The organism is Mycobacterium scrofulaceum, from assembly GCF_001667885.1.
GTDB classification, from domain to species: Bacteria; Actinomycetota; Actinomycetes; order Mycobacteriales; family Mycobacteriaceae; genus Mycobacterium; species Mycobacterium scrofulaceum_C.
This window is the reverse complement of sequence record NZ_LZJW01000019.1, coordinates 149229-174198: the sequence shown is the minus strand read 5'-3', so window position 1 is coordinate 174198 and position 24970 is coordinate 149229. Positions and strand designations below refer to the sequence as shown.

Here is a 24970-nt window from a genome sequence, read left to right as displayed (position 1 = left end):
AACCACGAAATACGTTGGCGCGCAGCCATATTCACGGCGGTATGCGCTCCTCGTTGAACGACCGACACCCGCGGCGGCCGCCGTTTCGTGAGACATTGTCGGTCCGCGGTGGCCGACGACGTGGCCGGCCGCGCCTTGCGGAGGTGAAAAGCATCGGAATGCGCGTGCTGCTGTCCACTCACGATTCCCGCGGGGCGGTCGAACCGCTGGCGGCACTCGGGGTGCAGTTGCGGGCGCTCGGCGCCGAAGTCCGGGTGTGCGCGCCGCCGGATGAGGAATTCGCGGACCTGCTGGCCGGAATCGAACTGCCGCTGAGGCCCTTCGGCGATTCATGGCGCGCGACGGCGGCAGTGCTCACGCCGTCCGAGGTCGAGCTGCGCCGGCACCTGGACGGGCTCGTCGCCGCGCAATTCGACACGGTGGCCGACGCGGCCGACGGGTGTGACCTGCTGGTGACGACCGGCTTCCCCCCGGTGGCCGCGGGAGCGCGGTCGGTGGCCGACCGCCTGGGCATCCCCTATGTCTACGTCAGCTACCAACCGACGATTCTGCCGTCGTCGCACCACCTGCCCCCGACCTACGACGGCCACATCCCGCCGGGCGTGATCGACAACCGGGTGCTGTGGCGGATGGACGCGCAGCACATGCACGCGCTGTTCGGCGCCACGCTCAACGATCACCGCGCGGCACTGGGCCTGCCGCCGGTCGATGACGTCCGCGACTACGCCCTGACCGAGCGGCCGTGGCTGGCGGTGGACCCGACCCTGGGCCCATGGCCGGAAGGCGGCGGGCTGGAGGTGGTCCAGACGGGGGCGTGGCTGCTGCCCGATGAACGGCCTCTGCCGGCGGCCGTGGTGGCGTTCCTCGACGCCGGGCCGCCACCGGTGTACGTCGGCTTCGGCAGCATGCCCATGCGCGCCGCGAACGACCTGTCCCGCGCCGTCGTCGAGGCCATCCGCGCCCTGGGGCACCGCGCGATTCTCTACCGGGGCTGGTCAGGCCTGAGCCCCATCGACGACCGGGACGACTGCCTCGCGGTCGGTGAGCTCAACCACAGGGCGCTCTTCGGCCGGGTGGCAGCCGTCGTGCACCACGGCGGCGCGGGCACCACGACCACCGCCGCGCTGGCCGGCGCACCGCAGGTGTTGGTGCCGCAGGGGGCCGACCAGCCGTACTGGGCAGGTCGAGTGGAGCAGCTAGGCATCGGCACCGCGCATGACGGCCCGGCCCCCACCGCCGATTCCCTGGCGACCGCCCTGAAGACCGTCCTGACGCCAGAGACCCGTGCGCGGGCGGGCGCCGTGGCCGCCAGCATCCGCACCGACGGGGCGATGCTGGCCGCGTCGTTGCTGCTGGATGGCTTAACGCGGTAGCGCCGCGCCGAAGACCTCGGTCATGGCCTGCCAGTGCCGCTCGGCCGCGGCTGGGTCGTATGGCGCGTTGTCGGGCACCGCGAACCCGTGGCCGGCCGGATACCACTCGATGGTGTGCTGCACCCCGGCCGCGGTCAGCGCCTTGTCCAGCTGTTCTGCCTGGTCACGTGTGAAGGACGCGTCGTCCTTGGCGCCGCCCACGTACACCGTCGCGCTCATCCGGTCGGCCAGCAGGTGGGGGCTGTCCGCGGAGTCGGTCACCAGGCCGCCGCCGTGGAACGACGCCGCGGCGGCAACGCGCTCCGGCAGCCGGCCGGCGACGATCAGCGACGCCCGCCCGCCCATGCAGTAGCCGCAGACGCCGAAGCGCTCCCCGGATACCTCCGGCCGGGCCGCCAGGTAGTCGAAGAAGGCGGCGGCGTCGCCGGCCATCTTGTCCGGGGTGACGCTGCCGATCATGCCGAACAGCCGCCTGCGCTCCCGCTCGTCGCCGAACACGGTGGCCATGTCGAACGGGGCCCAATCGCCGCTGCGGTAATACACGTCGGGCAGCAGCACCGCGTAACCGAAGCCGGCCAGCTTGGCGGCCATCTGGTCGAAGGTGTCACGCACCCCGCCGGCATCGCAGTACATGACGACTCCCGGCCAGGGGCCCGGGCCGTCAGGGGTGAACAGGCCGACGGGACAGGTGCCATCGGCGGTGGTGACGCTGTCGGTGATTTTCGGCATGACCTCCGTTTTACTCCCGGGGCCCGGGCGGGATTTTTTGGCGTCGATCCGCCGCGCCCGGCTTCGCCGTGCTTGCGATCGCCGCGGGATTTTTTGGCGTCGATCCGCCGCGCCCGGCTTCGCCGTGCTTGCGATCGCTGCGGGATTTTTTGGCGTCGATCCGCCGCGCCCGGCTTCGCCGCGCTTGCGATCGCCGCTAAGCTTTCGGCGTGCCGATCCCGACGCCCTACGAGGACCTGCTGCGCCTGGTGCTCGAGCGGGGCACGGCCAAATCGGACCGCACCGGCACCGGGACCCGCAGCCTGTTCGGCCAGCAGTTGCGCTACGACCTGTCGGCCGGATTCCCGCTGCTGACCACCAAGAAGGTGCATCTCAAGTCGGTCGTCTACGAGTTGCTGTGGTTCTTGCGCGGCGATTCCAACGTCGCCTGGCTGCACGAGCATGGCGTCACCATCTGGGACGAATGGGCAAGCGACACAGGCGATCTCGGGCCGATATACGGTGTGCAGTGGCGGTCGTGGCCCACGCCGACCGGTGAGCACATCGACCAGATCAGCGCGGCGCTGGAGTTGCTGCGCACCGACCCGAACTCGCGGCGGATCATCGTGTCGGCCTGGAACGTCGGGGAGATCCCGCAGATGGCGCTGCCGCCGTGTCACGCCTTCTTCCAGTTCTACGTGGCCGACGGCCGGTTGAGCTGCCAGTTGTATCAGCGCAGCGCCGACCTGTTCCTCGGCGTGCCGTTCAACATCGCCAGCTACGCGCTGCTCACCCACATGATGGCCGCCCAGGCCGGTCTGTCGGTCGGTGAGTTCGTCTGGACGGGCGGCGACTGCCACATCTACGACAACCACGTCGAGCAGGTCCGCACCCAGCTCAGCCGCGAGCCGCGCCCCTACCCGGAACTGGTACTGGCGCAGCGTGATTCGATCTTCGACTACACCTACGAGGACGTGGTCGTGAAGAACTACGATCCGCATCCGGCAATCAAAGCCCCCGTCGCGGTATGACGGAGCTGGGGCTGATCTGGGCTCAGTCGACATCCGGCATCATCGGTCGCGGCGGCGACATCCCCTGGCGAGTGCCCGAGGACCTGATCCGGTTCAAAGAGCTGACCATCGGGCATACCGTGGTGATGGGCCGGCGCACATGGGAGTCCTTGCCGACCAAGGTCCGGCCCCTGCCGGGACGCAAAAATGTCGTACTCTCGCGACGGAGCGACTTTGTGGCCGACGGGGCGCAGGTGGTCGGGTCGCTCGAGGCGGCTCTCGCCGGATGCGACGGTGAGCCGCGGACCTGGGTGATCGGCGGCGAGCAGGTCTACCTGCTCGCGCTGCCGCACGCCAACCGGTGTGAGGTCACCGAGGTCGAAGTCGACCTGCGGCGCGACGACGACGACGCGCTGGCGCCGGTGCTCGACGACACCTGGCTGGGTGAGACGGCGGAGTGGCAGGTCAGCCGCACGGGGCTGCGGTACCGGCTGCACAGCTACCGTCGGGCATAAAGGTTGGTCTCCGCGACCGTGACATACTCGGACGCGGGGGTCGGTCTCACCAGGTCACAACACGTTGCCAGAAGGGGGATTGGCAGTGATAACCGAACCCACGAAAGCGTTCACCCGCATCTTCAGGGGTTATGAGCCGTCCGCGGTTGACGCCCACATCGAGATGTTGACCACCAAGCAGCAGTTGTTGCTCGACGACGTCGAGAACCTGAGAAGCCGGCTGAAGGCCGCCGGCGACGAAACGGCCGCGCTGCGCAAGGAGGTCGCCGTCCTCACCGACACCTCACCCTCTCCCCACGCGGTGCAGCGCCGGATGGCGCAGATGCTGCGTCGCGCGGTCGACGAGGTTGCCGAGATGCAGGCCGAGGCGCGCAGCGAGGCGGACGCGATGATCGCAGCGGCCGAGGCCGAGGTTCAGGCCGCGCAGCGAAAGCACGAAGAGGAGTTGGCGGAGATGGCCGAGCAACGAAAAGCCATGGAAACCGATTACGAAGAAGCCAAGAAGCAGCTCGAGGCCGAATTGGCCAAGATGCGCGCCGAAACCGAAGCGGCGATCGACAAGGCCTGGCGAGACGCCCAGCGGGAGGCCGACCACTATCGCGAGCAGGCCCAGCGCGCGGCGGACGAGGCGATCCGCCAACGGATCAGCGTCCTCGAGCAGCTGATGGGCGTATTCCGCGACCTCGAAGCCGTTCCGGCGGCCCTCGAGTCGGCCTACCAGGAGCAGAAGAACGCCCCGGAGCCCAGCGTCGTCGTGCCGCTGGACGGCAAGGTCAGCACGGGTTAGCCGGCCCCGGCCGGGGTAAGGCCGCGTCGACGCCGAGCGTTGTCGCACCCGGCCGGTATTCTCGGCGCCGTGTCGATCCCGACCCGCAGGCTGTCGGCCGCGCAAGCCCGGCGAATCGCCGTTGCGGCCCAAGGTTTTACCGAGCCCCGGCCCGTCGGTCCGATCACCCGCGCCCACTTGAGGCGCTTGATATCCAGAATCCAAGTGCTGCAACTTGATTCGGTGTCGGTCGCGGTGCGTGCGCATTACGCGCCGGTGTTCAGTCGGCTCGGGCCCTACGACCGCGACGTGTTGGATCGCGCCGCCTGGGGCCCGCGTTCGGCGCGGCTGCTGGCCGAATACTGGGCGCACGAGGCCGCGCTGGTGGCCGTCGACGACTGGCCGCTGCTGCGGTGGCGAATGCGCCAGTACCGCCACGGTCGCTGGGGCACCCACATCGTTAAGGCCAACCCTCAACTCGCCGAGGACATCGTCGCCGCCGTCGGCGAACTCGGCCCCAGCACCGCAGGGCAGATCGAGGCGCACCTCGCCTCGAAATACGCCGCGCCGCGCCGCAAGAAGGGCACCTGGTGGAACCGCAGCGACACCAAGTGGGTCGCCGAGGCGTTGTTTGCCGCCGGCGTGCTCACCACGGCCACGCGGGTGGGCTTCGCCCGCCACTATGACCTGGTCGAACGCGTGCTGCCGGCGGACGTGCTGGCGCGGCAGGTCGACGACGACGAGGCCGTCCGGGAACTCACGCTGCGGGCGGCCACCGCGCTGGGCGTCGGCACCGAGGCCGACATCCGCGATTACTTCCGGCTGTCGGCCCAGCAGGTCAAGCCGGCCGTCGCCGCCCTGCTCAGCGCGGGCGAGATCGAGCGGGTCGAGATCGACGGCTGGCCCGCGCCGGCCTACCTGCGCGCCGGTCGGGCGGTGCCACGGGCCGACCGCGGCACGGCGCTGTTGTGTCCGTTCGACCCGCTGATCTTCTTCCGGCCCCGGGTGGAGCGGCTGTTCGGTTTTCATTACCGCATCGAGATCTACACGCCGGAAGCCAAGCGTCAATACGGCTACTACGTGTGGCCGCTGCTGATGAACGGGCAGCTGGTCGCGCGGGTCGACCTCAAGGCCGACCGGACCGCCGACACGCTGCGCGTCATGGGCGCCTTCGGCGAGCCCGACGCCCCGCGGCCCCGCGTGGTCGAGGCGCTGGCCGGCGAACTGCGGTCCATGGCGTCGTGGCTGGGGCTGGGCGGCTTCAGCGTCGCGACCCGGGGCGACCTGGCCGCCGACCTGCGGGCGGCCTGCTGATGCGGGCGACGGACAAGGACCTCAAGGACACGCTCTGGAGTGCGGCGAACAAGCTGCGCGGCTCGCTGTCGGCCGGCCAGTACAAGGACGTCATTCTCGGGCTGGTGTACCTCAAGCACGCGGCTGCCCAGCAGTGGAAGTCGTTGGTGGACAACGCGGAATCGTCGAACGCCGGGCGCCTCCTCGATGACGCGATGGAGGCCGCGGCGCTGCCGCGGCTGTACGAGAACCTCGACCGGCGCCGGCTCGGGGAGCTGCTTCGCCTGCTCGACGCCGCGCGGTTCGGCGAGCCGGGCCGCGCGCGGGACCTGATGGGCGAGGTGTACGAGTACTTCCTGGGCAATTTCGCGCGCGCCGAGGGCCGGCGGGGCGGGGAATTCTTCACCCCGCCCAGCGTGGTCCGTGTGCTCGTCGAGGTGCTGGAGCCGTCGAGCGGTCGGGTGTATGACCCGTGCTGCGGATCGGGCGGCATGTTCGTGCAGACCGAGCGGTTCATCGCCGAGCACGACGGCGATCCCGCGCAGGTCACCATCTGCGGGCAGGAAAGCGTCGAACAGACCTGGCGGATGGCGAAGATGAACCTCGCCGTGCACGGCATCGACAGCACCGGCCTGGGCGCGCGCTGGGCCGACACGTTCGTCGACGACCTGCATGCCGGCGTGCAGATGGACTACGTGATGGCCAATCCGCCGTTCAACATCAGGGATTGGGCGCGCGACGAGCGCGACCCGCGCTGGCGGTTCGGTGTCCCGCCCGCCGGCAACGCCAACTACGCCTGGATTCAACACATCCTGTCGAAACTGGCCCCAGGCGGTAAGGCCGGCGTCGTCATGGCGAACGGCTCGATGTCGTCGAACACGTTGGGGGAGGGCGCTATTCGCGCACGGATCGTCGACGCCGACCTGGTGTCGTGCATGGTCGCCCTGCCCGCGCAACTGTTCCGGAGCACCTCGATTCCGGTGTGCCTGTGGTTCTTCGACACCGACAAGGGCGAGCGGTCCGGTCAGGTGCTGTTCATCGACGCCCGCGGGTTCGGCCGCCTGGTGGAGCGCGCCGAGAGGGAGCTGACGGACCAGGAGATCGTCCGGATCGGCGACACCTATCACGCGTGGCGTGCGTCGGAATCCGCGGCCGCGAAGGGCATTGCCTATCAGGACATTCCGGGATTCTGCGCGTCCGTGTCGCTCGACGACATCGCGGCGGCCGGTTATCCGCTCACGCCGGGCCGCTATGTCGGTGCGCCCGCCACCGAAAACGACACCGAGCCGGTCGAGGCCAGGATCGTCCGGCTGACCGGCGACCTGCTGTCGGCGCTCGACGACTCCGCGCGCCTGGAAGGCGTTGTGCGCCAACAATTGGAGCGCCTGCGGTGAACACCACGCTGGGCGACCACCTGGACTTCGGCAGCGGCGGCAGGGCGCCGCGGCAGACGCAGGGCGGACGCTTCCGCGTCTACGGCGCCAACGGGTCGATCGGTTATGCCGCCGAGCACAACGCTTCCGGGCCGGTGATCGTCCTCGGGCGCGTCGGGTCGCAGTGCGGCAGCCTGCGCTACTGCGACGCGGACGTCTGGGTCACCGAGAACGCGCTGGTATGCCGGGCGAAGGACCCGCGTGAGACGCGGTACTGGTACTACGCGCTGCAAACCTGCCGGTTGGGGGATCACCGAGCCGGATCGGGGCAGCCGCTGCTCAGCCAGCGGATCCTGCGCGACGTCGCGGTGCACAGCGTGGCGGCGCCGCAGCGCCAGGCGATCGCCGAATTGCTCGGCGCCCTCGACGACAAGATCGCGGCCAACCACCGGGTGGTCGAGGCCGCCGAGAACCTGATGGTGGCGATCGCCGCGTCGGCCCCCGGGCGCGCGCCGGTGTCCAGCCTGGCGAGCCGGTCGACGGCGTTCCTCGAGGCGGCCGAATTCGACGATGTCGTCGCGCACTTCAGCCTTCCGGCGTTCGACGACGGGGCGAACCCCGATCTGGTGGGCGGCGCGTCCGTCCGCAGCGGCAAGTACCTCCTGTCGGGGCCGTGCGTGTTGTTCGCGAAGCTCAACCCGCGGATCCCGCGGGTCTGGAACGTGCTCCGCCTGCCCTCGGAAATGGCGTTGGCCAGCAGCGAGTTCGTCGTGCTGGTGCCGGCGGGTGTGGACGCGTCGGCCCTGTGGTCGGGCTTGCGGCAACCGGAGGTCTCCGAATGGCTGCAGCGTCGGGTCGCCGGTACGTCGGGGAGCCACCAGCGGGTCCAACCGCGCGATCTGCTCGACGTCGAGGTCCCCGACGTCCGGCGCCTGCCCGCCGCGCAGTTGGAGACGATCACCGGCCTGGGCGCGCTGTGCCATGCGCGCCGCGACGAGAGCGCGCGGCTGTCCGCGCTGCGCGACGCGCTGCTCCCGCCGCTGATATCGGGTGAGCTTGCCATTCGGTCGCCACGTTAAGGTGAGCGCCGTGGCCGAGACCGCGCCGCTACGCGTGCAACTGATCGCCAAGACCGAGTTCTTGGCACCGCCGGACGTGCCGTGGACCACCGACGCCGACGGCGGGCCGGCATTGGTCGAATTCGCCGGCCGCGCCTGCTACCAGAGCTGGTCGAAGCCCAATCCCAAGACCGCGACCAACGCCGGCTACATCAAGCACATCATCGACGTGGGCCATTTCTCCGTGCTCGAGCACGCGAACGTGTCGTTCTACATCACCGGCGTCTCCCGATCGCTCACGCACGAGCTGATCCGGCACCGGCATTTCTCCTTCTCGCAGCTGTCGCAGCGCTACGTGCCGGAGGGTGACTCGCAGGTCGTGGTGCCGCCGGGCATGGAGGACGACCCCGAACTGCGGCGCATCCTGACCGAGGCCGCCGACGCCAGCCGGGCCACCTACGCCGACCTGCTGGCCAAGCTGGAGGCAAGGTTCGCCGACCAGCCAAACGCCATCCTGCGGCGCAAGCAGGCGCGGCAGGCCGCTCGGGCCGTGCTGCCGAACGCGACCGAAACCCGCATCGTCGTGACCGGCAACTACCGGACCTGGCGGCACTTCATCGCCATGCGGGCCAGCGAGCACGCCGACGTGGAGATCCGCCGGCTGGCGATCGAGTGTCTGCGCCAGCTCGCCGACGCCGCGCCCGCGGTGTTCGCCGACTTCGAGATCTCGACCCTGGCCGACGGGACCGAGGTGGCCACCAGCCCGCTGGCGACCGAAGCCTGAGCTCCCAGCTCTCACTGCCGTCACCTCGCCAAGGGCATGCGGGGTTGTGCCCGCCTCTGAGCGACAACCACCCCGATGAGCGGCCCGAGACGTTGTCGCTCAGAGGCGGGCACTTCGGCGATACCCGGACTTATCGGGGCGGGTGGGGCCAGTGAGGCTGGCCGTGCGCCCGCCGCCAACCGGAACGCGGGCCCGCGCCGTTGCTAAAGAGCTTGCCGCCGCCAGGTAACCTAAAGACCGTGAGCACCGTCGGATTCGACGCCCCGGCCCGGTTGGGAACCGTGCTGACCGCGATGGTGACACCATTCGCTCCCGACGGTTCGCTGGACACCGCCACCGCCGCGCAATTGGCGAACCACCTGGTGGACGCCGGATGCGACGGCCTGGTCGTCTCCGGAACCACCGGCGAGTCGCCGACCACCACCGACGACGAGAAGCTGGAGCTGTTGCGCGCCGTGCTGGAGGCCGTGGGCGATCGCGCCCGGGTCATCGCCGGGGCGGGCACGTATGACACCGCTCACAGCGTCCGCCTGGCCAAGGCCTGCGCGGCCGAGGGCGCCCACGGGCTGCTGGTGGTCACGCCCTATTACTCGAGGCCGCCGCAGAGCGGGCTGATCGCACACTTCACCACCGTCGCCGACGCGACCGAGCTGCCGGTGCTGCTCTACGACATTCCGCCGCGGTCGGTGGTGCCGATCGAGCCGGACACGCTCCGCGCGTTGGCGTTGCACCCCAACATCGTCGGCGTCAAAGACGCCAAGGCCGACCTGCACGGCGGCGGCCAGATCATGGCCGAGACGGGACTGGCCTACTACTCCGGCGACGACGCGCTCAACCTGCCGTGGCTGGCCATGGGCGCCACCGGATTCATCAGCGTGATCTCGCACCTGGCCGCGGGTCAGCTGCGAGAGATGTTGTCCGCCTTCGCATCCGGCGACATCGCCACCGCACGCAAGATCAACGGCACCGTCGCGCCGCTGTGCGACGCGATGAGCCGGCTGGGCGGTGTGACGCTGTCCAAGGCGGGTCTGCGCCTGCAGGGCTTCGAGGTTGGCGATCCCCGGTTGCCGCAGATGCCGGCCACCCCCGAGCAGATCGACGCCCTCGCCGCCGATATGCGCGGGGCGTCGGTGCTGCGGTGAGGCAGAGGGTGGCCGATAAGTGGATGTAGACCTCGCTCCTCCTGGTCCCTTGACCACGGGTGGGTTGCGGGTCACCGCGCTGGGCGGCATCAGCGAAATCGGCCGCAACATGACGGTTTTCGAGCACCTCGGCCGGCTGTTGATCATCGACTGCGGGGTGATGTTCCCCACCCACGACGAGCCCGGGGTGGACCTGATCCTGCCGGACCTGCGCCATATCTCCGACCGGCTCGACGACATCGAGGCGCTGGTACTGACCCACGCGCACGAGGATCACATCGGCGGCATCCCGTTCCTGCTCAAGCTGCGCCCCGACATCCCGGTCGTCGGATCGAAGTTCACCCTGGCGCTGGTCGCGGCGAAATGCCGTGAGCACCGGCTCAAGCCGGTGTTCGTCGAGGTGACCGAGGGGCAGCGCAGCACCCACGGCGTCTTCGAATGCGAGTACTTCGCCGTCAACCACTCCATTCCCGACGCGCTGGCGATCGCCGTCCACACCGGCGCGGGAACCGTCTTGCACACCGGTGACATCAAGCTCGACCAGCTTCCCCTCGACGGCCGGCCCACCGATCTGCCCGGCATGTCCCGCCTCGGTGACGCCGGGGTGGACCTGTTCCTGTGCGACTCGACCAATTCCGAGATCCCCGGCGTGGGGCCGTCGGAAAGCGAAGTGGGACCGACGCTGCACCGCCTGATCCGGGGTGCGGAGGGCCGCGTCATCGTGGCGTGCTTTGCCTCCAACGTGGACCGGGTGCAGCAGATCATCGATGCCGCTGTCGCTTTGGGCCGGCGGGTGTCCTTCGTCGGGCGCTCGATGGTGCGCAACATGGGCATCGCCCGCGAGCTCGGGTTCCTGCGGGTGGACGATTCCGACGTGATCGACATCGGCGCGGCCGAGATGATGCCGCCCGAGCGGGTCGTGCTGATCACCACCGGCACTCAGGGCGAGCCCATGTCGGCGTTGTCGCGGATGTCGCGCGGCGAGCATCGCAGCATCACGCTGACGGCGGGCGACCTGATCGTGCTGGCCTCGTCGCTGATCCCGGGCAACGAGGAGGCGGTCTATGGCGTGATCGACTCGCTCGCCAAGATCGGTGCCCGCGTCGTCACCAATGCCCAAGCCCGCGTGCACGTTTCGGGCCACGCCTACGCCGGGGAACTGCTGTTCCTCTACAACGGTGTGCGGCCGCGCAACGTCATGCCGGTGCACGGCACCTGGCGGATGCTGCGCGCGAACGCCAAGCTGGCGGCCAGCACCGGAGTGCCGGAGGAGTCGATCCTGTTGGCGGAGAACGGGGTCAGCGTCGACCTGGTGGCAGGCACGGCGTCGATCGCCGGGGCGGTGCCGGTCGGCAAGATGTTCGTCGACGGGCTGATCGACGGCGACGTCGGGGACATCACGCTCGGGGAGCGGCTGATCTTGTCGTCGGGCTTCGTCGCGGTCACCGTCATCGTCCAGCGCGGCACCGGGCGCCCGGTGGTCGCGCCCCACCTGCACTCACGGGGTTTTTCCGAAGACCCCAAGGCGCTCGAGCCCGCCGGGCGCCGGGTCGAGGCGGAGCTAGAACTGCTCGCCGCCGACAACATCACCGACCCGGGCCGAATCGCCCAGGCCGTGCGCCGCACCGTCGGCAAGTGGGTGGGCGAGACCTACCGGCGGCAGCCGATGATCGTGCCGACGGTCATCGAGGTCTAGTGGCGATCGCGAGCGCGGCGGAGCCGGGCGAAGCGGGTCGCCACCATCGAGGTCCAACCCGTCCTACAACTTCTCCGCGTAGGCCGACCATTCCAGTTGCGAAGCCTTGAGTTTGCGACCGGTCGGCTCCACGTAGCGCTGGACGAGCTCGTCGGGGCCAGCCTGCTCCAGCAGCCGCCAGCCGTAATCCCCGATGAACGCGCCGACCTCATCGGGCTGTAAACCGAAGCGCCACAACCGCCGGACGCTGTGATAGAGCGTCCGGGTGCCGTACCGGTTCTTGCCTTCGATGAAATCCCGCCGGACGTAGGTGAATACCAGACGACTGCCCGGCGCGGCCGCGCGCAGCCCCTCCAGCGTCCGTCGGACGGTGGCCTCGCTCAGGTACTGCGTGACGCCCTCGCAGATGAAGAAGGCCCGGTAGTCGGTGCGATAGCCGTGCTCGGCCAGGGCGGTGAGCAGGTCGTCGCGCTCCAAGTCCAGCGCCACCTGCCGGACCGACATCGGCGGGCCACCCAGCACCCGTAGGACCGTCTTGACCTTCCGGGCGACGTTGACGGGCAGGTCGACCTCGAAGACGGGGATGCGAATCTGCCGGGTCAACAGGTAGGCACGGGTATCCAGTCCGGCGCCGAGTATGACGACCGCGTCGATCCCGTCGAGCGCCTCGGCCAGCTTGTCGCCGGTAAAGCGCTTGCGGCAGGCCAGGTTCGCCCACAGCCCGCGGCCCGACCACTCCGATCCGCGCATCATCAAGCGCCGCACGGGCCGGACGCGCGTCGCCGCGACGAGCAACCGCAGCGGCGCCGGCAGGAAAAGTTCCGCCAGGTCGTCGTCGACCAGTCGGCGGCTCGGTGGCTCGTTCTGTTCGACGGCGGCCAGCACCATCGGTCCAAAGGCGGTCTGCGCTGCGCGGTTTCGTGCCATTCGACTACTTGTTCAGGAAGCCCGCATCCACCGGCAACGTCACGCCGGTGATGTAGCGGGCCTGGTCGCTCACCAGCCACGCCACCGCGTTGGCGACGTCCTCGACGTCCAGCACCTCCACCGGCATGGCGTTGCCCATGGCGCCGGGCGTGTCGGTCGCGGCGGCCATCTTGGCCAGCCACTCCCGGGTGAACTCGTTGTTGATCATCGGGGTCTCGACACCCGAGGGGTGTATCGAGTTGACCCGAATGTACTGCGTTGCAAGCAGATTCGCATACACCCGCATCAACCCCACCACGCCGTGTTTGGCGGCGGCATACCCCACCGAACCGGCGTCCGGGCTGCCGACGCCGGCCAGGCCGGCGCTCGAACTGATCAGCACGATCGAGCCCCCGGTGCCCTGCTTGACCATGGTCGGGATGGCGGCCTTGATGGTGTTGTAGACGCCGGTGAGGTTGACGTCGATGACATCGCGCCAGCCGTCGTCACCGGACTGCATCGGCGCGATGCCGGCGTTGGCGACGACGATGTCGAGCCGGCCGAACTCGTCGAGGCCGGCCTGCAGGGCGGCCGACAGCGACGCGCGGTCGCGGACGTCGCCACGAGCGGCCACGATGCGCGAGCCCGTGTCCTCGACCAGTTTGACGGTCTGCGCGAGGTCTTCCTCGGTGGCCAGCGGATAGGGGACGCTGGCGATCTGGTCGCACAGGTCGACCGCGATGATGTCCGCGCCGTCGGAGGCCAGCCGCACCGCGTGCGCTCGCCCCTGGCCGCGCGCCGCGCCGGTGATGAAGGCGACCTTGCCCTCGAGTGGCCGGGTCATCAGGACCGCAGCTGACCCTTGTCCGGGTCCCCGGCGGGAACGGGCTGCAGCATCTTGATGTCCGGCGCCCCGGCGAGGTGGTCGCCGGCCGCGGTGAACATCTTGGTGACGGCGGGCGCGGTGCTGTGGGCCTTGAGCGCCTCGGGGTCGGCCCATTGTTCGACGAAGACGAAGGTCTCACCCGACTGGTGCAGGGAGTACAACTGGCAGCCCGGTTCGTTGTGCACTTCCTCCACCGCCTGCGTGAGGATGTCGCGGACTGTGTCGACCGATTCCGGTTTGACGGTCATGGTGGCAACGACGACGACGGGCATGCTGGGGCCTCCTGGGGCTCACGGGGTGGGTGACGTGCATGACTTTGTTACCTGGGTCACCGGTTGTCCACCCTACTCAAACGGCCTCGCGGGCCACCCGTCAGATGGGTCACATGACCAAACCGTTACCAGTGTGGCGGGTGGTGCAGATGATGTCGATGCGACTACCCTTGCCGACATGGCTAACAAGACCGCCGCCCGCTCCAAAGCTCGAACGAGCAGGTCAAAGGCCGCTTCGCGAAGTGGCTCGGGTCGTGCGCGGCCGGCGGCGCCTCGCAAGCGGCCGAGCAGGCCCGCGAAACGGCGCAACCAGTCGCTGCTGGTGGCCGCCGGCCTGACCGGCGGCCGCGCCTTGCGCGCCACCTGGCTGATGGCCGCGCGCAGCACCGGCGGCGCGGCGCGCTCGATCGGGCGCGCCCGCGACATCGACCCCGGACACCGCCGCGACGGGGTCGCGCTGATGCTGCTCGGCCTGTCCGTCGTGGTCGCCGCGAGCTCGTGGTTCAACGCCGCACGGCCGGTCGGTGCGTGGGTCGACACGCTGTTGCGGACCTTCATCGGCGCCGGCGTGCTGGCGCTCCCGGTCGTCACCGCCGCGGTGGCGGTGACGCTGATGCGCACCCAGCCCAACCCCGACGCGCGCCCCAGGCTGATCCTGGGCGGCACCCTGATCGCGCTGTCGGTGCTCGGCCTGCGGCACCTGTGGTCCGGCTCTCCCGAAGACCCCGAAGCGCGGCGTCGCGCGGCGGGATTCATCGGCTTCGCCATCGGCGGCCCGCTGTCGGACGGGCTGACCGCCTGGATCGCCGCGCCCCTGTTGTTCATCGGCTTCATGTTCGGCCTGCTGTTGCTGACCGGGACGACGATCCGTGAGGTGCCCGACGCGGTCCGCGCCATGTTCGGCGCCCGGCTGCCCGGCGACGACGAATACGACTACGACGACTACGACGACTACGACGACGTGGATTCCGCTGCGCCCGAGGACTTCTCCGGCGACTACTACGACGAGAACGCGCTCGACCCCGACGACGGGCCACAGGCCTGGCCGACGGCGGACGCGGCCCCGGCCCTGCGGGACAACGAGGACGACATCCCGACCACGCCGGAGCCGGCCATCGGCAAGAGCCGCCGTCGCGACAAGAAGAAGACCGAGGTGCTGGACCGGGTCGTCGAGGGCCCCTACACCCTGCCCTCGCTCAGTCTGCTGGTGGCGGGGGACCCACCGAAGAAGCGCAGTGCCGCCAACACCGTCATGGCCGACGCCATCAGCGAGGTGCTCACTCAGTTCAAGGTCGACGCCGCCGTCACCGGCTGCACCCGCGGCCCGACCGTCACCCGCTACGAGGTCGAGCTGGGGCCCGGCGTCAAGGTCGAGAAGATCACCGCGCTGCAGAAGAACATCGCCTACGCGGTGGCCACCGAGAGCGTGCGCATGCTGGCCCCGATTCCCGGCAAATCCGCCGTCGGCATCGAGGTGCCCAACACCGACCGGGAAATGGTGCGACTCGCCGACGTGCTGACCGCGCCGTCGACCCGCCGCGACCATCACCCGCTGGTGATCGGGCTGGGCAAGGACATCGAGGGTGACTTCATCTCGGCCAACCTGGCCAAGATGCCGCACCTGCTGGTCGCCGGCTCCACCGGGTCCGGTAAATCGAGCTTCGTCAACTCCATGCTGGTGTCGCTGCTGACCCGGGCCACCCCCGAGGAGGTCAGGATGATCCTGATCGACCCGAAGATGGTGGAACTGACGCCTTACGAAGGCATTCCGCACCTGATCACCCCGATCATCACGCAGCCGAAGAAGGCGGCGGCCGCGCTGGCCTGGCTGGTCGAGGAGATGGAGCAGCGCTACAAGGACATGCAGGCCTCCCGGGTGCGCCACATCGACGACTTCAACGAGAAGGTCCGTTCCGGAGCGATCACCGCCCCGCTGGGCAGCCAGCGCGAATACCGGCCCTACCCCTACATCGTCGCGATCGTCGACGAGCTGGCCGACCTGATGATGACCGCGCCGCGCGACGTCGAGGACGCCATCGTCCGGATCACCCAGAAGGCCCGCGCCGCGGGCATCCACCTGGTGCTGGCCACCCAGCGCCCGTCGGTCGACGTGGTCACCGGGCTGATCAAGACCAACGTGCCGTCCCGGCTCGCGTTCGCCACGTCGTCGCTGACCGACAGCCGGGTGATCCTGGACCAGGCCGGCGCGGAGAAGCTGATCGGCATGGGCGACGGCCTGTTCCTGCCGATGGGCGCGAGCAAGCCGCTGCGCCTGCAGGGCGCCTACATCACCGACGAGGAGATCCACGCCGTCGTCACCGCCTGCAAGGACCAGGCCGAGCCCGAATACACCGAGGGCGTCACCGCCGCCAAGCCCACCGGCGAGCGCACCGACGTCGACCCGGACATCGGCGACGACATGGACGTCTTCCTGCAGGCCGTCGAGCTCGTGGTGTCCAGCCAGTTCGGCTCCACCTCGATGCTGCAGCGCAAACTGCGCGTCGGCTTCGCCAAGGCCGGCCGGCTGATGGACCTGATGGAGACCCGGGGCATCGTCGGGCCCAGCGAGGGATCCAAGGCGCGCGAGGTGCTGGTCAAGCCCGACGAGCTGGCCGGAACGCTGGCGTTAATCCGGGGCGGTGCCGACGCCGGCGCCGGCGACGCCGACGACTAGCGCCGACGACTAGCGCCGAGCGTGCTCTGAGGGCGACAAAATGGCCGAAATCTCGCCATGAGAGCACGTTCGGCGGGCTACAGCACCAGCAGCATGCGGGAATTGCCCAGAATGTTGGGCTTGACGTAGCTCAAGTCCAGAAACTCCGCGACACCGATGTCGTAGGAGCGGCACATCTCCTCGAACACCTCCGCGGTCACCGGCGTCCCCTCGATCTCGGTGAACCCGTGCTTGGCGAAGAACTCGGTCTCGAATGTGAGCACGAACAGCCGCTTGAGCTGCAGCTCGCGCGCGACCTCCAGCAACCGGTCGACGATCGCGTGGCCGACACCATGGCCCGTCATCGCCGGATCGACCGCGACGGTGCGGATCTCGCCCAGATCCGACCACATCACGTGCAGCGCGCCGCATCCGACCACCGCGCCCTCGGATTCGGCCACCCAGAATTCCTGGACGGCCTCGTACAGCGTCACCAGGTTCTTCTCGAGCAGGATCTTGCCGGCGTAGGTGTCGACGAGTTGTTTGATCGCGGGAACGTCGGAGGTCCGCGCGCGTCGCACCAAGCAGTCCTGCGAACTATCGGTCACGGCTAACAGTATCGGCATCGGGAACGGGTGCGCTGGTCAACAGTTATTCTGATGCCGTGTCGGGGCAGCCGCAAACGGGTCCGTTGATGGGACCGCCGGGCCGCGTCCACATCGCCAACCTCGCCAACACCCTCACACTGCTGCGGCTGGTGTTGGTTCCGATCTTCCTGCTCGCGCTGTTCGCCAAGGACGGTCACGACGCCGCCTTCCGGATCGTGGCGTTCGTGATTTTCGCGCTGGCCTGCATCACCGATCGGTTGGACGGGCTGCTGGCCCGCAACTACGGCATGGCAACCGAATTCGGGGCGTTCGTCGATCCGATCGCGGACAAGACGCTGGTCGGATCGGCGCTGATCGGCCTGTCGATGCTCGGCGACCTGCCCTGGTGGGTCACCGTGCTGATCCTGGCCCGCGAGTTCGGGGTGACCGTGCTGCGGCTGGCCGTGATCCGCCGCGGGGTCATCCCGGCCAGCTGGGGCGGCAAAGTCAAAACCGTGGTGCAGGCGGTGGCAATCGGCCTGTTCATCCTGCCGCTGTCGGGCCCGCTGCGGGTGGCGGCGGCGGTGGTGATGGGTGTGGCCATCCTGCTGACCATCGTCACCGGCATCGACTATGTGGTCTCGACCGTGCGGGAAGTGCGCCGGACACCCGACTGATTCTGGGATCGCCGAACGGGAACCAACACCCCGCCGCCCGCGTTTCACCCTGTAAGGGCCTGCAGTCGCGGTCGATCCGTGCCGGGCAGGCTGACTGGACGAAGGAGGGCAGGAATGCCGTCATTAGTGCGCGAGGTCATCGGGGACGTGCTGCGTGAGGCCCGCATGACGCAGGGCCGGACGCTGCGCGAGGTCTCCGATTCGGCGCGGGTGAGCCTCGGGTACCTGTCCGAGGTGGAGCGCGGGCGCAAGGAACCGTCCAGCGAACTGCTCAATGCGATCTGCGAGGCGTTACAGGTCCCGCTGTCGTCGGTGCTGACCGACGCCGGCGAGCGGATGGCGGGCGAGGAACGGGCCCGCGAGCGCCTGGCCCACAGCGCGCCGGCCGAGGGGCCGCGCGGCCCCAGCATCGACGCCGAGACCAAGGTCGTCATCCCGCCGGTGGCCTCGCTGGCCATCGCCTGAGCGACACCCGGGCGCAAGGATCGGCCGCTAGGGGTAGGGCGATCGGCGCCGACCCATTAAATTGAGCGACAAGCGACGGCCCATCCCGGGACCATCCGGCCTACAAGAAGCGAAGGTGGAGCTCACTCATGGCCAATCCGTTCGTCAAAGCGTGGAAGTACCTGATGGCGCTGTTCAACGCGAAGATCGACGAGCACGCCGACCCCAAGGTGCAGATCCAGCAGGCCATCGAGGAGGCGCAACGCACGCATCAGGCGCTGACCCAGCAGGCCGCCCAGGTGATCGGCAACCAGCGTCAACTCGAGATGCGGCTGAACCGGCAACTCGCCGACATTGAAAAACTGCAGGTCAACGTCCGTCAGGCGCTGACGCTGGCCGACCAGGCCACCGCCGCCGGGGACGCCGCCAAGGCCGCCGAGTACAACAACGCCGCCGAGGCGTTCGCGGCCCAGCTGGTGACCGCCGAGCAGAGCGTCGAGGACCTCAAGACGCTGCACGACCAGGCGCTGGCCGCGGCCGCCCAGGCCAAGAAGGCGGTTGAGCAGAACGCGATGGTGCTGCAGCAGAAGATCGCCGAGCGCACCAAGCTGCTCAGCCAGCTCGAGCAGGCGAAGATGCAGGAACAGGTGAGCGCCTCGCTGCGCTCGATGAGCGAGATCGCCGCGCCGGGCAACGTGCCCAGCCTCGACGAGGTGCGCGACAAGATCGAACGCCGCTACGCCAACGCGATCGGATCGGCCGAGCTCGCGCAGAGCTCGGTGCAGGGCCGCATGCTCGAGGTCGAGCAGGCCGGCGTGCAGATGGCCGGTCATTCCCGGCTCGAGCAGATCCGCGCGTCGATGCGCGGCGAAGCGTTGCCCACCGGCGGAACGCCCGCCGCCGGGGCCACGCCGCAGGCGGCTCCCGCACCCGCCGAGACGACCGGGGGCGCGGCCACCGAGAAACCCTTTGGCCAGTAGCCGGGTGGTGTCGTGGCGGTGAGCGAGACACGGGGTGGGCTCTGGCGCACGTTGCTGGGGCGTGGATTGGCCACCGCCGCCGACCTGTCCGACCTGGTAGCCCAAAAGCTCAGCGCCGCAGCGGATCCCCGTGCGCGGCTGTTGCGTCGGCGTCGCCGCGCGCTGCGATGGGGCCTGATATTCGCCGTCGGCTGCGTGTTCTGGGCGGCGGTGACGATGCTGCTCGCGGCGTGGGGGTGGTTCGCGCTGCTGCTGGAGATCACCGGCGCCGTCGCGGTCATCATGGCCGTCCCGGCGACGCTGCTGTTGCTGCGCTACCGGTGGTTGCGTTCCGAGCCGCTGCCCACGCCCCGGCCGGCGAACGTGCGACGGCTGCCGCCGCCCGGCTCGGCGGCGCGGCCCGCGATGTACGCGCTGGGTGCCTCCGAGCGCGGATTCCTCTCGCTGCTGAACGTGATCGAGCGCGGATCGATGCTGCCGACCGCCGAGATACGCGACCTGACCTCGGCGGCCAGCAAGACCTCGGCGGCCATGGCGGCCACCGCCGCGGAAGTGGTGTCGATGGAGCGGGCGGCGCAGTCCAGCGAATCATCGCGGACGTATCTGGTGCCCACCATCAACGCGTTCACCGCGCAGCTGAGCGCCGGTGTTCGCCAGTACAACGAAATGGTCACCGCCGCAGCGCAATTGGTGTCCTCCGCCAACGGCGATCAGTTGGCGGCCTCGCAGCGCTACCGCGCCGAGCTGACCGGGGCCACCGACCGCCTGGTCGGCTGGGCGCAGGCGTTCGACGAACTCGGCGGTCTGCGCGGAGCCAGCTAGAACGTCGCCTTCAACGACGGCAGCACCACCGCCGCCAGGCCGCGAATGGTGGCCTTCAACATGTCGAAGAAGTCAAAATAGTCGCGCCACAACGTGATTCGTCCGTCATGCACCTCGAACACCCCGCACACCCAGAACTGCAGCCGCACCGGGCCGAAGATCAGGGCGTCGGTGCGTTCGGTGAGCACCGCCCCGCCGTCGGCGGCGATGCGGTGGATCTTCACCTCGAAGGCGGCGCGGCCGTCCATCTGGCGAAACAGCTTCATGGCCCTGGCGCGGCCATGGATCGTCGGCAGCCCGACATTTTCGTAGACGAGGTTGTCGTCCAGTGCCGCGTCGGCGGCGTCGTAATCGGCGTCCTGCAGGGCGTTCAGGAAGGTCTCGACCGTGCGGGTGTTCGCAGCGGTTGTCCCGGTCAGCTCGGTCATGATCGCCAGCGTAGGCGAGCGTCACGCTCGCGTGTTGTGGCAGGGTAAGGCCGATGCGCGTCGCCGTCGTCGCCGGGCCGGATCCCGGGCACTCCTTTCCCGCGATCGCGCTCAGCCAACGCTTCGCCCGCGCCGGTGACCAACCCACGCTGTTCACCGGCGCCGAGTGGATCGACACCGCCCGCGCCGCCGGCATCGACGCCGCCCCGCTGGACGGGCTGGTGGCCACCGACCAGGACGTCGACGCCGGCGCCCGCATCCATCGGCGTGCCGCGCGGATGGCCGTCCTCAACGTGCCGGCGTTGCGCGAGCTGGCGCCCGACCTGGTGGTGTCCGACGTCATCACCGCCGGCGGCGGCATGGCCGCCGAGCTGCTGGGCATCCCCTGGATCGAGCTCGACCCGCATCCGCTGTATTTGCCCTCGAAGGGATTGCCGCCGATCGGCAGCGGGCTGGCGCCGGGCACCGGCCTTCGCGGCCGGCTCCGCGACACCACGATGCGGGCGCTCACCGCGCGGTCCTGGCGCGCGGGCCTGCGGCAACGCGCCGCGGTGCGGGTCGAGATCGGGCTGCCGGCCCACGACCCCGGCCCGCTGCGGCGGCTGATCGCGACCCTGCCCGCCCTCGAGGTCCCCCGGCCGGACTGGCCCGCGGAGGCCGTGGTGGTGGGCCCGCTGCACTTCGAACCGACCGATCGGGTGCTGGACATCCCGGCGGGCTCGGGCCCCGTGGTGGTGGTGGCGCCGTCGACGGCCGCGACCGGCACCGAGGGCCTGGCCGAGGTCGCCCTGGCCCACCTGCGGCCGGGGGAGACGCTGCCCGCCGGATCGCGGCTGGTGGTCTCCCGGCTGAGCGGGGCGGATCTGCCGGTGCCCCCGTGGGCGGTGGTCGGGCTGGGCAGCCAGGCCGAGTTGTTGACGCACGCCGACCTGGTGATCTGCGGCGGCGGGCACGGCATGGTGGCCAAGACGCTGCTGGCGGGGGTGCCGCTGGTGGCGGTGCCCGGCGGCGGGGATCAGTGGGAGCTCGCGAACCGGGTGGTCCGGCAGGGCAGCGGGCGGCTGGTCCGGCCGCTGACCGGCGAGGCGCTGGTGGCCGCGGTGAACGAGGTGCTGTCGTCGCCCCGATATCGGCGGGCCGCGCAGACCGCCGCCGCTAGCATCGCCGGTGTGGCCGATCCGGTGCGGGTGTGCCACGAGGCGCTCGCTCTGACCGGATGAGGGCCAAGGCCGCGCAAGGGAGGGCAACGCCATTGAAGGCAGTGAAATCGATCGCGGCCGGCGGCCTGCTGCTCGCGCTGATGTTCAGTTCGGGCGTCGCCTGCGCCGACGCCGGCGACGAGCAGCAGGCGTGCCAGTTGATGGACGACCCGACCGCCGCCGAACAGGGCTATGCGCCGGCCGAGTACGCCTTCATGCTGCTGCGCTCCCGGATGTCGGCGCAACGGGCGCGGACCACGATGTCCGAGGCCGTGCAGGACTATTGCCCCAACCACCTGATCGACCTGCCGGCCAGCTGGCGGTGACGCGCCCGGTGTCCGATCGGCGCGCGGTGGGTATCTTGCTGGCGTGCGGCTAACGGAATTCAACGAGCGGGTCGTCCTGCGATTCGGTGCGGCGTACGGGTCTTCGGTGCTGGCGGATCATGTGCTGACCGGCTTCGACGGCCGCACCGCCGCGCAGGCGATCGAGGACGGAGTCGAGCCCCGCGACGTGTGGCGGGCCCTGTGCGTCGACTTCGACGTGCCGCGCGATCAGTGGTGAGGGCGGGGCACGACGCTATTCGTAGGGCGCGTATTCGTTCCGCCGCAGCAGGGCCGCGAGGTGGACGGCGTTGCGGGCCGCCGTCTCGGTCGTGGCCGCCACCGCCGCCGGCGCCGCCTTGCCCACCATCCGAGGCCGTCCGGCGTCGTCCTTGTCCAGGTCAACGCGAGGGCGCGCAGGGGGTCTCGGTGGGCATGGTGCTCACGTACCCCTGCGCCAATGGGGCAAACGACGCGACAGCTAGGTGCGGTTTGGCGGTGACGTCTCGAACACGCAGTCGCCACAGACGGATCCGCCGGGCAGGCGGTAGAAGAGGCAGCAACTGCGTCGCCTGAAGCCCAGGCGGGGGCCGGTCACTTCGCCCGACCCGGCCAGCAGGCCGGTGCCCAGCAGTGCACGGGCCAGCGCGATGATCCGCGGGCCGAGGTCGGGCCGCACCGCGAGCAGGGCCCGGGCGGCTCCGATCAGCGCCGAAGCGATGTTGCCCGCGAGCAGCGCGGGCGCCAACCCCACCCGCAGACCGGCGGCGAGCTGCTGCATGTGCTCTTGCACCACCAGCCGGTACAGCGCGTCCGGTGAGCCGGCGGGGATCCCGACCGGCGCGGGCAACCGCAGTTGCGCTCCGGCGTCGGCGCGCTGCAGGTCGGTGAGGTCGGGCACGACGCCGTGGCCCAGCGCGCACGCGAGCACGGGTGACCACAGACGGGTGGCGTGTCCGAGGTGAACCAGCGAGGCGGCGATCCGCAGATCCGTCGTGTGATAGCGCCGGGCGGTGGCGTGGACCAGGTCGGTGAACCCGTCGGCGTAGGACTGCCGGACCGGGTGCCACCCGGCCGCGTCGCCGCCCACTGTCAACGCGAAAAAGCCTCCGTACGAAGATATTTCGGTCAGTTCAGCGGAGATGTCTCGGACGTCCATGGATGCGCAACCAGACCTCTCCAGGGGAAATCCGCCCCAGTTGTCGGGAGGAAGCGCTGACGGTGAGTGTCTGGCTCTCGGGAGGGGGCACCCCAGCCCGGGTCACAGTGGCGGGACCGCACCGGATTCACACCGGTTTCCTCGGGCGCTATGGCCCCGTCAGCCTTTCGGTGGCAAATGTTGCCACACGCGGTGGGGTTCGGCGTGTCCGCTTGAATCGAACAGGTGTTCGGCTACTGTGGGGAACGTTCGGTGAGTCAACTTGTCGGTGGCCTTCTCTAGTGTCACGGCCAACCGACCGATACCGGTCACCGAACACACCGAACCATAGGAGAGGCACCATGACGCAAGCCCCCGACCGCGAGAAGGCTCTCGAACTGGCGATGGCCCAGATCGAGAAGAGCTACGGCAAAGGCTCGGTGATGCGTCTCGGCGACGAGATGCGTCAGCCGATCTCGGTCATCCCGACCGGATCCATCGCACTGGACGTGGCCCTGGGCATCGGCGGCCTGCCCCGCGGCCGGGTCGTGGAGATCTACGGCCCGGAATCCTCGGGTAAGACCACCGTCGCCCTGCACGCGGTGGCCAACGCCCAGGCCGCCGGCGGCGTCGCGGCGTTCATCGACGCCGAGCACGCCCTGGATCCGGACTACGCCAAGAAGCTCGGCGTCGACACCGATTCCCTGCTGGTCAGCCAGCCCGACACGGGGGAGCAGGCCCTCGAGATCGCCGACATGTTGATCCGCTCCGGCGCGCTGGACATCCTGGTCATCGACTCGGTGGCGGCGCTGGTGCCGCGCGCCGAACTCGAGGGTGAGATGGGCGACAGCCATGTTGGGCTGCAGGCCCGGCTGATGAGCCAGGCGTTGCGGAAAATGACTGGCGCGCTGAACAATTCGGGCACCACCGCCATCTTCATCAACCAGCTGCGCGAGAAGATCGGGGTGATGTTCGGCAGCCCCGAAACCACCACGGGTGGAAAGGCTTTGAAGTTTTACGCGTCGGTGCGCATGGACGTGCGCCGGATCGAGACCCTCAAGGACGGCACCAACGCGGTGGGCAACCGCACCCGGGTCAAGGTCGTCAAGAACAAGGTGTCGCCGCCGTTCAAGCAGGCCGAGTTCGACATCCTCTACGGCAGGGGGATCAGCCGGGAGGGCTCGCTGATCGACATGGGGGTGGAGCAGGGCTTCATCCGCAAGTCGGGTTCCTGGTTCACCTATGAGGGCGAGCAGCTCGGCCAGGGCAAGGAGAACGCCCGGACCTTCCTGATGGAGAACGCCGACATCGCCAACGAGATCGAGAAGAAGATCAAGGAAAAGCTTGGCATTGGTGCGGTTGTGACCGATGACGACGTCTTGCCCGCCCCCGTCGATTTCTGAGCCCTCCCGCGAGGAGCAGGCGCGCACCCTGTGTCTGCGCCTGCTCACCGTGAGGGCCCGGACCCGCGCCGAGCTGCATGGCCAACTGGCGAAACGCGGCTACCCGGAGGACATCAGCGCCGCCGTGCTCGACCGCCTCGCCGCCGTCGGTCTGGTCGACGACGCCGACTTCGCCGAACAGTGGGTGCGGTCCCGCCGGGCGAAGGCCGGCAAGAGCAAGCGCGCCCTGGCCGCCGAATTGCACACCAAGGGCGTCGACCGGGACGTGATCGCCTCGGCGCTGTCCGAAATCGACGCCGGTGCCGAACGGGACCGGGCCGAGGAGTTGGTGCGGACCAAGCTGCGCCGCGAGACGTTGGACGGCGACGACGCGCGCGTGACCCGCAGGCTGGTCGGAATGTTGGCGCGTCGCGGCTACAGCCAGAACCTGGCCTGCGAGGTCGTGCTCGCCGAATTGGCCGCCGAACGGGACCGCCGCCGGGTCTAGCTGCGGTTTCCCGGGTGCCGCCGGGTCGCCGTACCATGGCCCCGTGA

The 24970-nt window shown here is 69.6% G+C and carries 27 protein-coding genes, 1 pseudogene and 1 riboswitch; of the genes and pseudogenes, 20 read left to right on the top strand and 8 right to left on the bottom strand.

The genetic code is table 11. The features are described from left to right. Positions 1–158 precede the first annotated feature (158 nt). The gene (locus tag A5681_RS02575) at positions 159–1373 is read left to right on the top strand and encodes a glycosyltransferase (RefSeq protein WP_067269047.1); all 1215 of its coding nucleotides are present in this window, start codon (positions 159–161) and stop codon (positions 1371–1373) included. Here the strand turns inward: A5681_RS02575 and A5681_RS02570 are convergent. Continuing rightward, positions 1362–2102: a dienelactone hydrolase family protein gene (locus tag A5681_RS02570; protein WP_067269039.1), complete on the bottom strand. Its 741-nt coding sequence runs from the start codon at positions 2100–2102 to the stop codon at positions 1362–1364. The genes A5681_RS02575 and A5681_RS02570 overlap by 12 nt on opposite strands. Positions 2103–2311: 209 nt before the next feature. Between A5681_RS02570 and A5681_RS02565 the strand changes: the two genes are divergently transcribed. From A5681_RS02565 to A5681_RS02525, 9 genes are all read left to right on the top strand, one after another. Further along, positions 2312–3112 (top strand): thymidylate synthase, encoded by an 801-nt coding sequence (locus A5681_RS02565; RefSeq protein ID WP_067269037.1) that lies wholly within the window; start codon positions 2312–2314, stop codon positions 3110–3112. After that, complete coding sequence (locus tag A5681_RS02560; RefSeq protein ID WP_067269035.1) at positions 3109–3606, top strand: dihydrofolate reductase; 498 nt, start codon at positions 3109–3111, stop codon at positions 3604–3606. The genes A5681_RS02565 and A5681_RS02560 overlap by 4 nt, the downstream gene beginning before the upstream one ends. An 85-nt stretch (positions 3607–3691) precedes the next feature. Then, on the top strand, positions 3692–4393 hold the full coding sequence (locus A5681_RS02555) for a cell division protein DivIVA (RefSeq protein ID WP_067269033.1): 702 nt from the start codon (positions 3692–3694) through the stop codon (positions 4391–4393). Positions 4394–4432: 39 nt separating this feature from the next. After that, on the top strand, positions 4433–5686 hold the full coding sequence (locus tag A5681_RS02550; protein WP_197498481.1) for a winged helix-turn-helix domain-containing protein: 1254 nt from the start codon (positions 4433–4435) through the stop codon (positions 5684–5686). Further along, positions 5686–7059: an N-6 DNA methylase gene (locus tag A5681_RS02545; protein WP_067269030.1), complete on the top strand. Its 1374-nt coding sequence runs from the start codon at positions 5686–5688 to the stop codon at positions 7057–7059. The genes A5681_RS02550 and A5681_RS02545 overlap by 1 nt, the downstream gene beginning before the upstream one ends. Beyond that, positions 7056–8117 carry a restriction endonuclease subunit S gene (locus tag A5681_RS02540; protein ID WP_067269028.1) on the top strand — a complete coding sequence of 354 codons (1062 nt, stop codon included), beginning with the start codon at positions 7056–7058 and terminating at the stop codon, positions 8115–8117. The genes A5681_RS02545 and A5681_RS02540 overlap by 4 nt, the downstream gene beginning before the upstream one ends. A 10-nt stretch (positions 8118–8127) precedes the next feature. After that, positions 8128–8880, top strand: coding sequence for an FAD-dependent thymidylate synthase (thyX, locus tag A5681_RS02535; RefSeq protein ID WP_067269161.1), 753 nt, complete (start codon positions 8128–8130; stop codon positions 8878–8880). 239 nt (positions 8881–9119) lie between these two features. Continuing rightward, complete coding sequence (gene dapA / locus A5681_RS02530) at positions 9120–10022, top strand: 4-hydroxy-tetrahydrodipicolinate synthase (protein ID WP_067269026.1); 903 nt, start codon at positions 9120–9122, stop codon at positions 10020–10022. A gap of 19 nt (positions 10023–10041) precedes the next feature. Beyond that, positions 10042–11718, top strand: a complete 1677-nt coding sequence (locus tag A5681_RS02525) for a ribonuclease J (RefSeq protein ID WP_067269024.1) — start codon at positions 10042–10044, stop codon at positions 11716–11718. A 63-nt stretch (positions 11719–11781) separates the two neighbouring features. Here the strand turns inward: A5681_RS02525 and A5681_RS02520 are convergent, their stop codons facing one another. From A5681_RS02520 to A5681_RS02510, 3 genes are read right to left on the bottom strand one after another with little or no spacing between them, the layout of a single operon-like run. Then, positions 11782–12645 (bottom strand): SAM-dependent methyltransferase, encoded by an 864-nt coding sequence (locus tag A5681_RS02520; RefSeq protein WP_067269021.1) that lies wholly within the window; start codon positions 12643–12645, stop codon positions 11782–11784. A gap of 4 nt (positions 12646–12649) precedes the next feature. Further along, positions 12650–13471 (bottom strand): mycofactocin-coupled SDR family oxidoreductase, encoded by an 822-nt coding sequence (locus tag A5681_RS02515; RefSeq protein WP_067269159.1) that lies wholly within the window; start codon positions 13469–13471, stop codon positions 12650–12652. After that, on the bottom strand, positions 13468–13782 hold the full coding sequence (locus tag A5681_RS02510) for a putative quinol monooxygenase (protein WP_065440787.1): 315 nt from the start codon (positions 13780–13782) through the stop codon (positions 13468–13470). The genes A5681_RS02515 and A5681_RS02510 overlap by 4 nt, the downstream gene beginning before the upstream one ends. A 178-nt stretch (positions 13783–13960) precedes the next feature. Here A5681_RS02510 and A5681_RS02505 point away from each other — a divergent pair, with 178 nt between their 5' ends. Then, on the top strand, positions 13961–16456 hold the full coding sequence (locus A5681_RS02505) for an FtsK/SpoIIIE family DNA translocase (protein WP_082968169.1): 2496 nt from the start codon (positions 13961–13963) through the stop codon (positions 16454–16456). A 77-nt stretch (positions 16457–16533) separates the two neighbouring features. On the opposite strand, the gene A5681_RS02500 is transcribed toward A5681_RS02505, so the two are convergent. Next, positions 16534–17061: an amino-acid N-acetyltransferase gene (locus tag A5681_RS02500; protein WP_067269019.1), complete on the bottom strand. Its 528-nt coding sequence runs from the start codon at positions 17059–17061 to the stop codon at positions 16534–16536. Positions 17062–17129: 68 nt separating this feature from the next. Between A5681_RS02500 and pgsA the strand changes: the two genes are divergently transcribed. From pgsA to pspM, 4 genes are all read left to right on the top strand, one after another. Beyond that, on the top strand, positions 17130–17699 hold the full coding sequence (gene pgsA, locus A5681_RS02495) for a CDP-diacylglycerol--glycerol-3-phosphate 3-phosphatidyltransferase (protein ID WP_067269017.1): 570 nt from the start codon (positions 17130–17132) through the stop codon (positions 17697–17699). Between the two features lie 114 nt (positions 17700–17813). Then, positions 17814–18164 (top strand): transcriptional regulator ClgR, encoded by a 351-nt coding sequence (clgR, locus tag A5681_RS02490; protein ID WP_067269015.1) that lies wholly within the window; start codon positions 17814–17816, stop codon positions 18162–18164. Between the two features lie 128 nt (positions 18165–18292). Further along, positions 18293–19123, top strand: a complete 831-nt coding sequence (gene pspA / locus A5681_RS02485; protein ID WP_067269013.1) for a phage shock protein PspA — start codon at positions 18293–18295, stop codon at positions 19121–19123. Between the two features lie 12 nt (positions 19124–19135). Further along, complete coding sequence (gene pspM / locus A5681_RS02480; protein WP_067269011.1) at positions 19136–19945, top strand: phage shock envelope stress response protein PspM; 810 nt, start codon at positions 19136–19138, stop codon at positions 19943–19945. Here the strand turns inward: pspM and A5681_RS02475 are convergent. Next, complete coding sequence (locus A5681_RS02475; RefSeq protein ID WP_067269009.1) at positions 19942–20373, bottom strand: limonene-1,2-epoxide hydrolase family protein; 432 nt, start codon at positions 20371–20373, stop codon at positions 19942–19944. The two genes, pspM and A5681_RS02475, sit on opposite strands and share 4 nt — an antisense overlap. Before the next feature lie 53 nt (positions 20374–20426). Here A5681_RS02475 and A5681_RS02470 point away from each other — a divergent pair, with 53 nt between their 5' ends. From A5681_RS02470 to A5681_RS02460, 3 genes are read left to right on the top strand one after another with little or no spacing between them, the layout of a single operon-like run. Next, entirely contained in the window at positions 20427–21593 is a 1167-nt protein-coding gene (locus A5681_RS02470; protein WP_067269007.1) for a glycosyltransferase, read from the top strand. Positions 21594–21625: 32 nt separating this feature from the next. Beyond that, positions 21626–21898: a hypothetical protein gene (locus A5681_RS02465; protein ID WP_197498479.1), complete on the top strand. Its 273-nt coding sequence runs from the start codon at positions 21626–21628 to the stop codon at positions 21896–21898. A gap of 43 nt (positions 21899–21941) precedes the next feature. Then, a complete protein-coding gene (locus A5681_RS02460) occupies positions 21942–22136 on the top strand; it encodes a DUF3046 domain-containing protein (RefSeq protein WP_067269003.1) in 195 nt (64 codons plus the stop codon). Positions 22137–22151: 15 nt separating this feature from the next. Here the strand turns inward: A5681_RS02460 and A5681_RS26255 are convergent. Continuing rightward, positions 22152–22292: pseudogene (locus A5681_RS26255) on the bottom strand (flavodoxin); the annotation flags it as partial. An 84-nt stretch (positions 22293–22376) separates the two neighbouring features. After that, entirely contained in the window at positions 22377–23054 is a 678-nt protein-coding gene (locus tag A5681_RS02455) for a (2Fe-2S)-binding protein (protein WP_067269001.1), read from the bottom strand. A gap of 43 nt (positions 23055–23097) precedes the next feature. Continuing rightward, a riboswitch (cobalamin riboswitch) is annotated at positions 23098–23230 on the bottom strand. A 165-nt stretch (positions 23231–23395) separates the two neighbouring features. On the opposite strand from A5681_RS02455, the gene recA reads away from it, so the two are divergent. Both recA and recX read left to right on the top strand, forming a co-directional pair. Beyond that, on the top strand, positions 23396–24436 hold the full coding sequence (gene recA / locus A5681_RS02450; protein WP_067268999.1) for a recombinase RecA: 1041 nt from the start codon (positions 23396–23398) through the stop codon (positions 24434–24436). After that, positions 24402–24923, top strand: a complete 522-nt coding sequence (gene recX, locus A5681_RS02445) for a recombination regulator RecX (RefSeq protein ID WP_067268996.1) — start codon at positions 24402–24404, stop codon at positions 24921–24923. The genes recA and recX overlap by 35 nt, the downstream gene beginning before the upstream one ends. Positions 24924–24970: the final 47 nt, after the last annotated feature.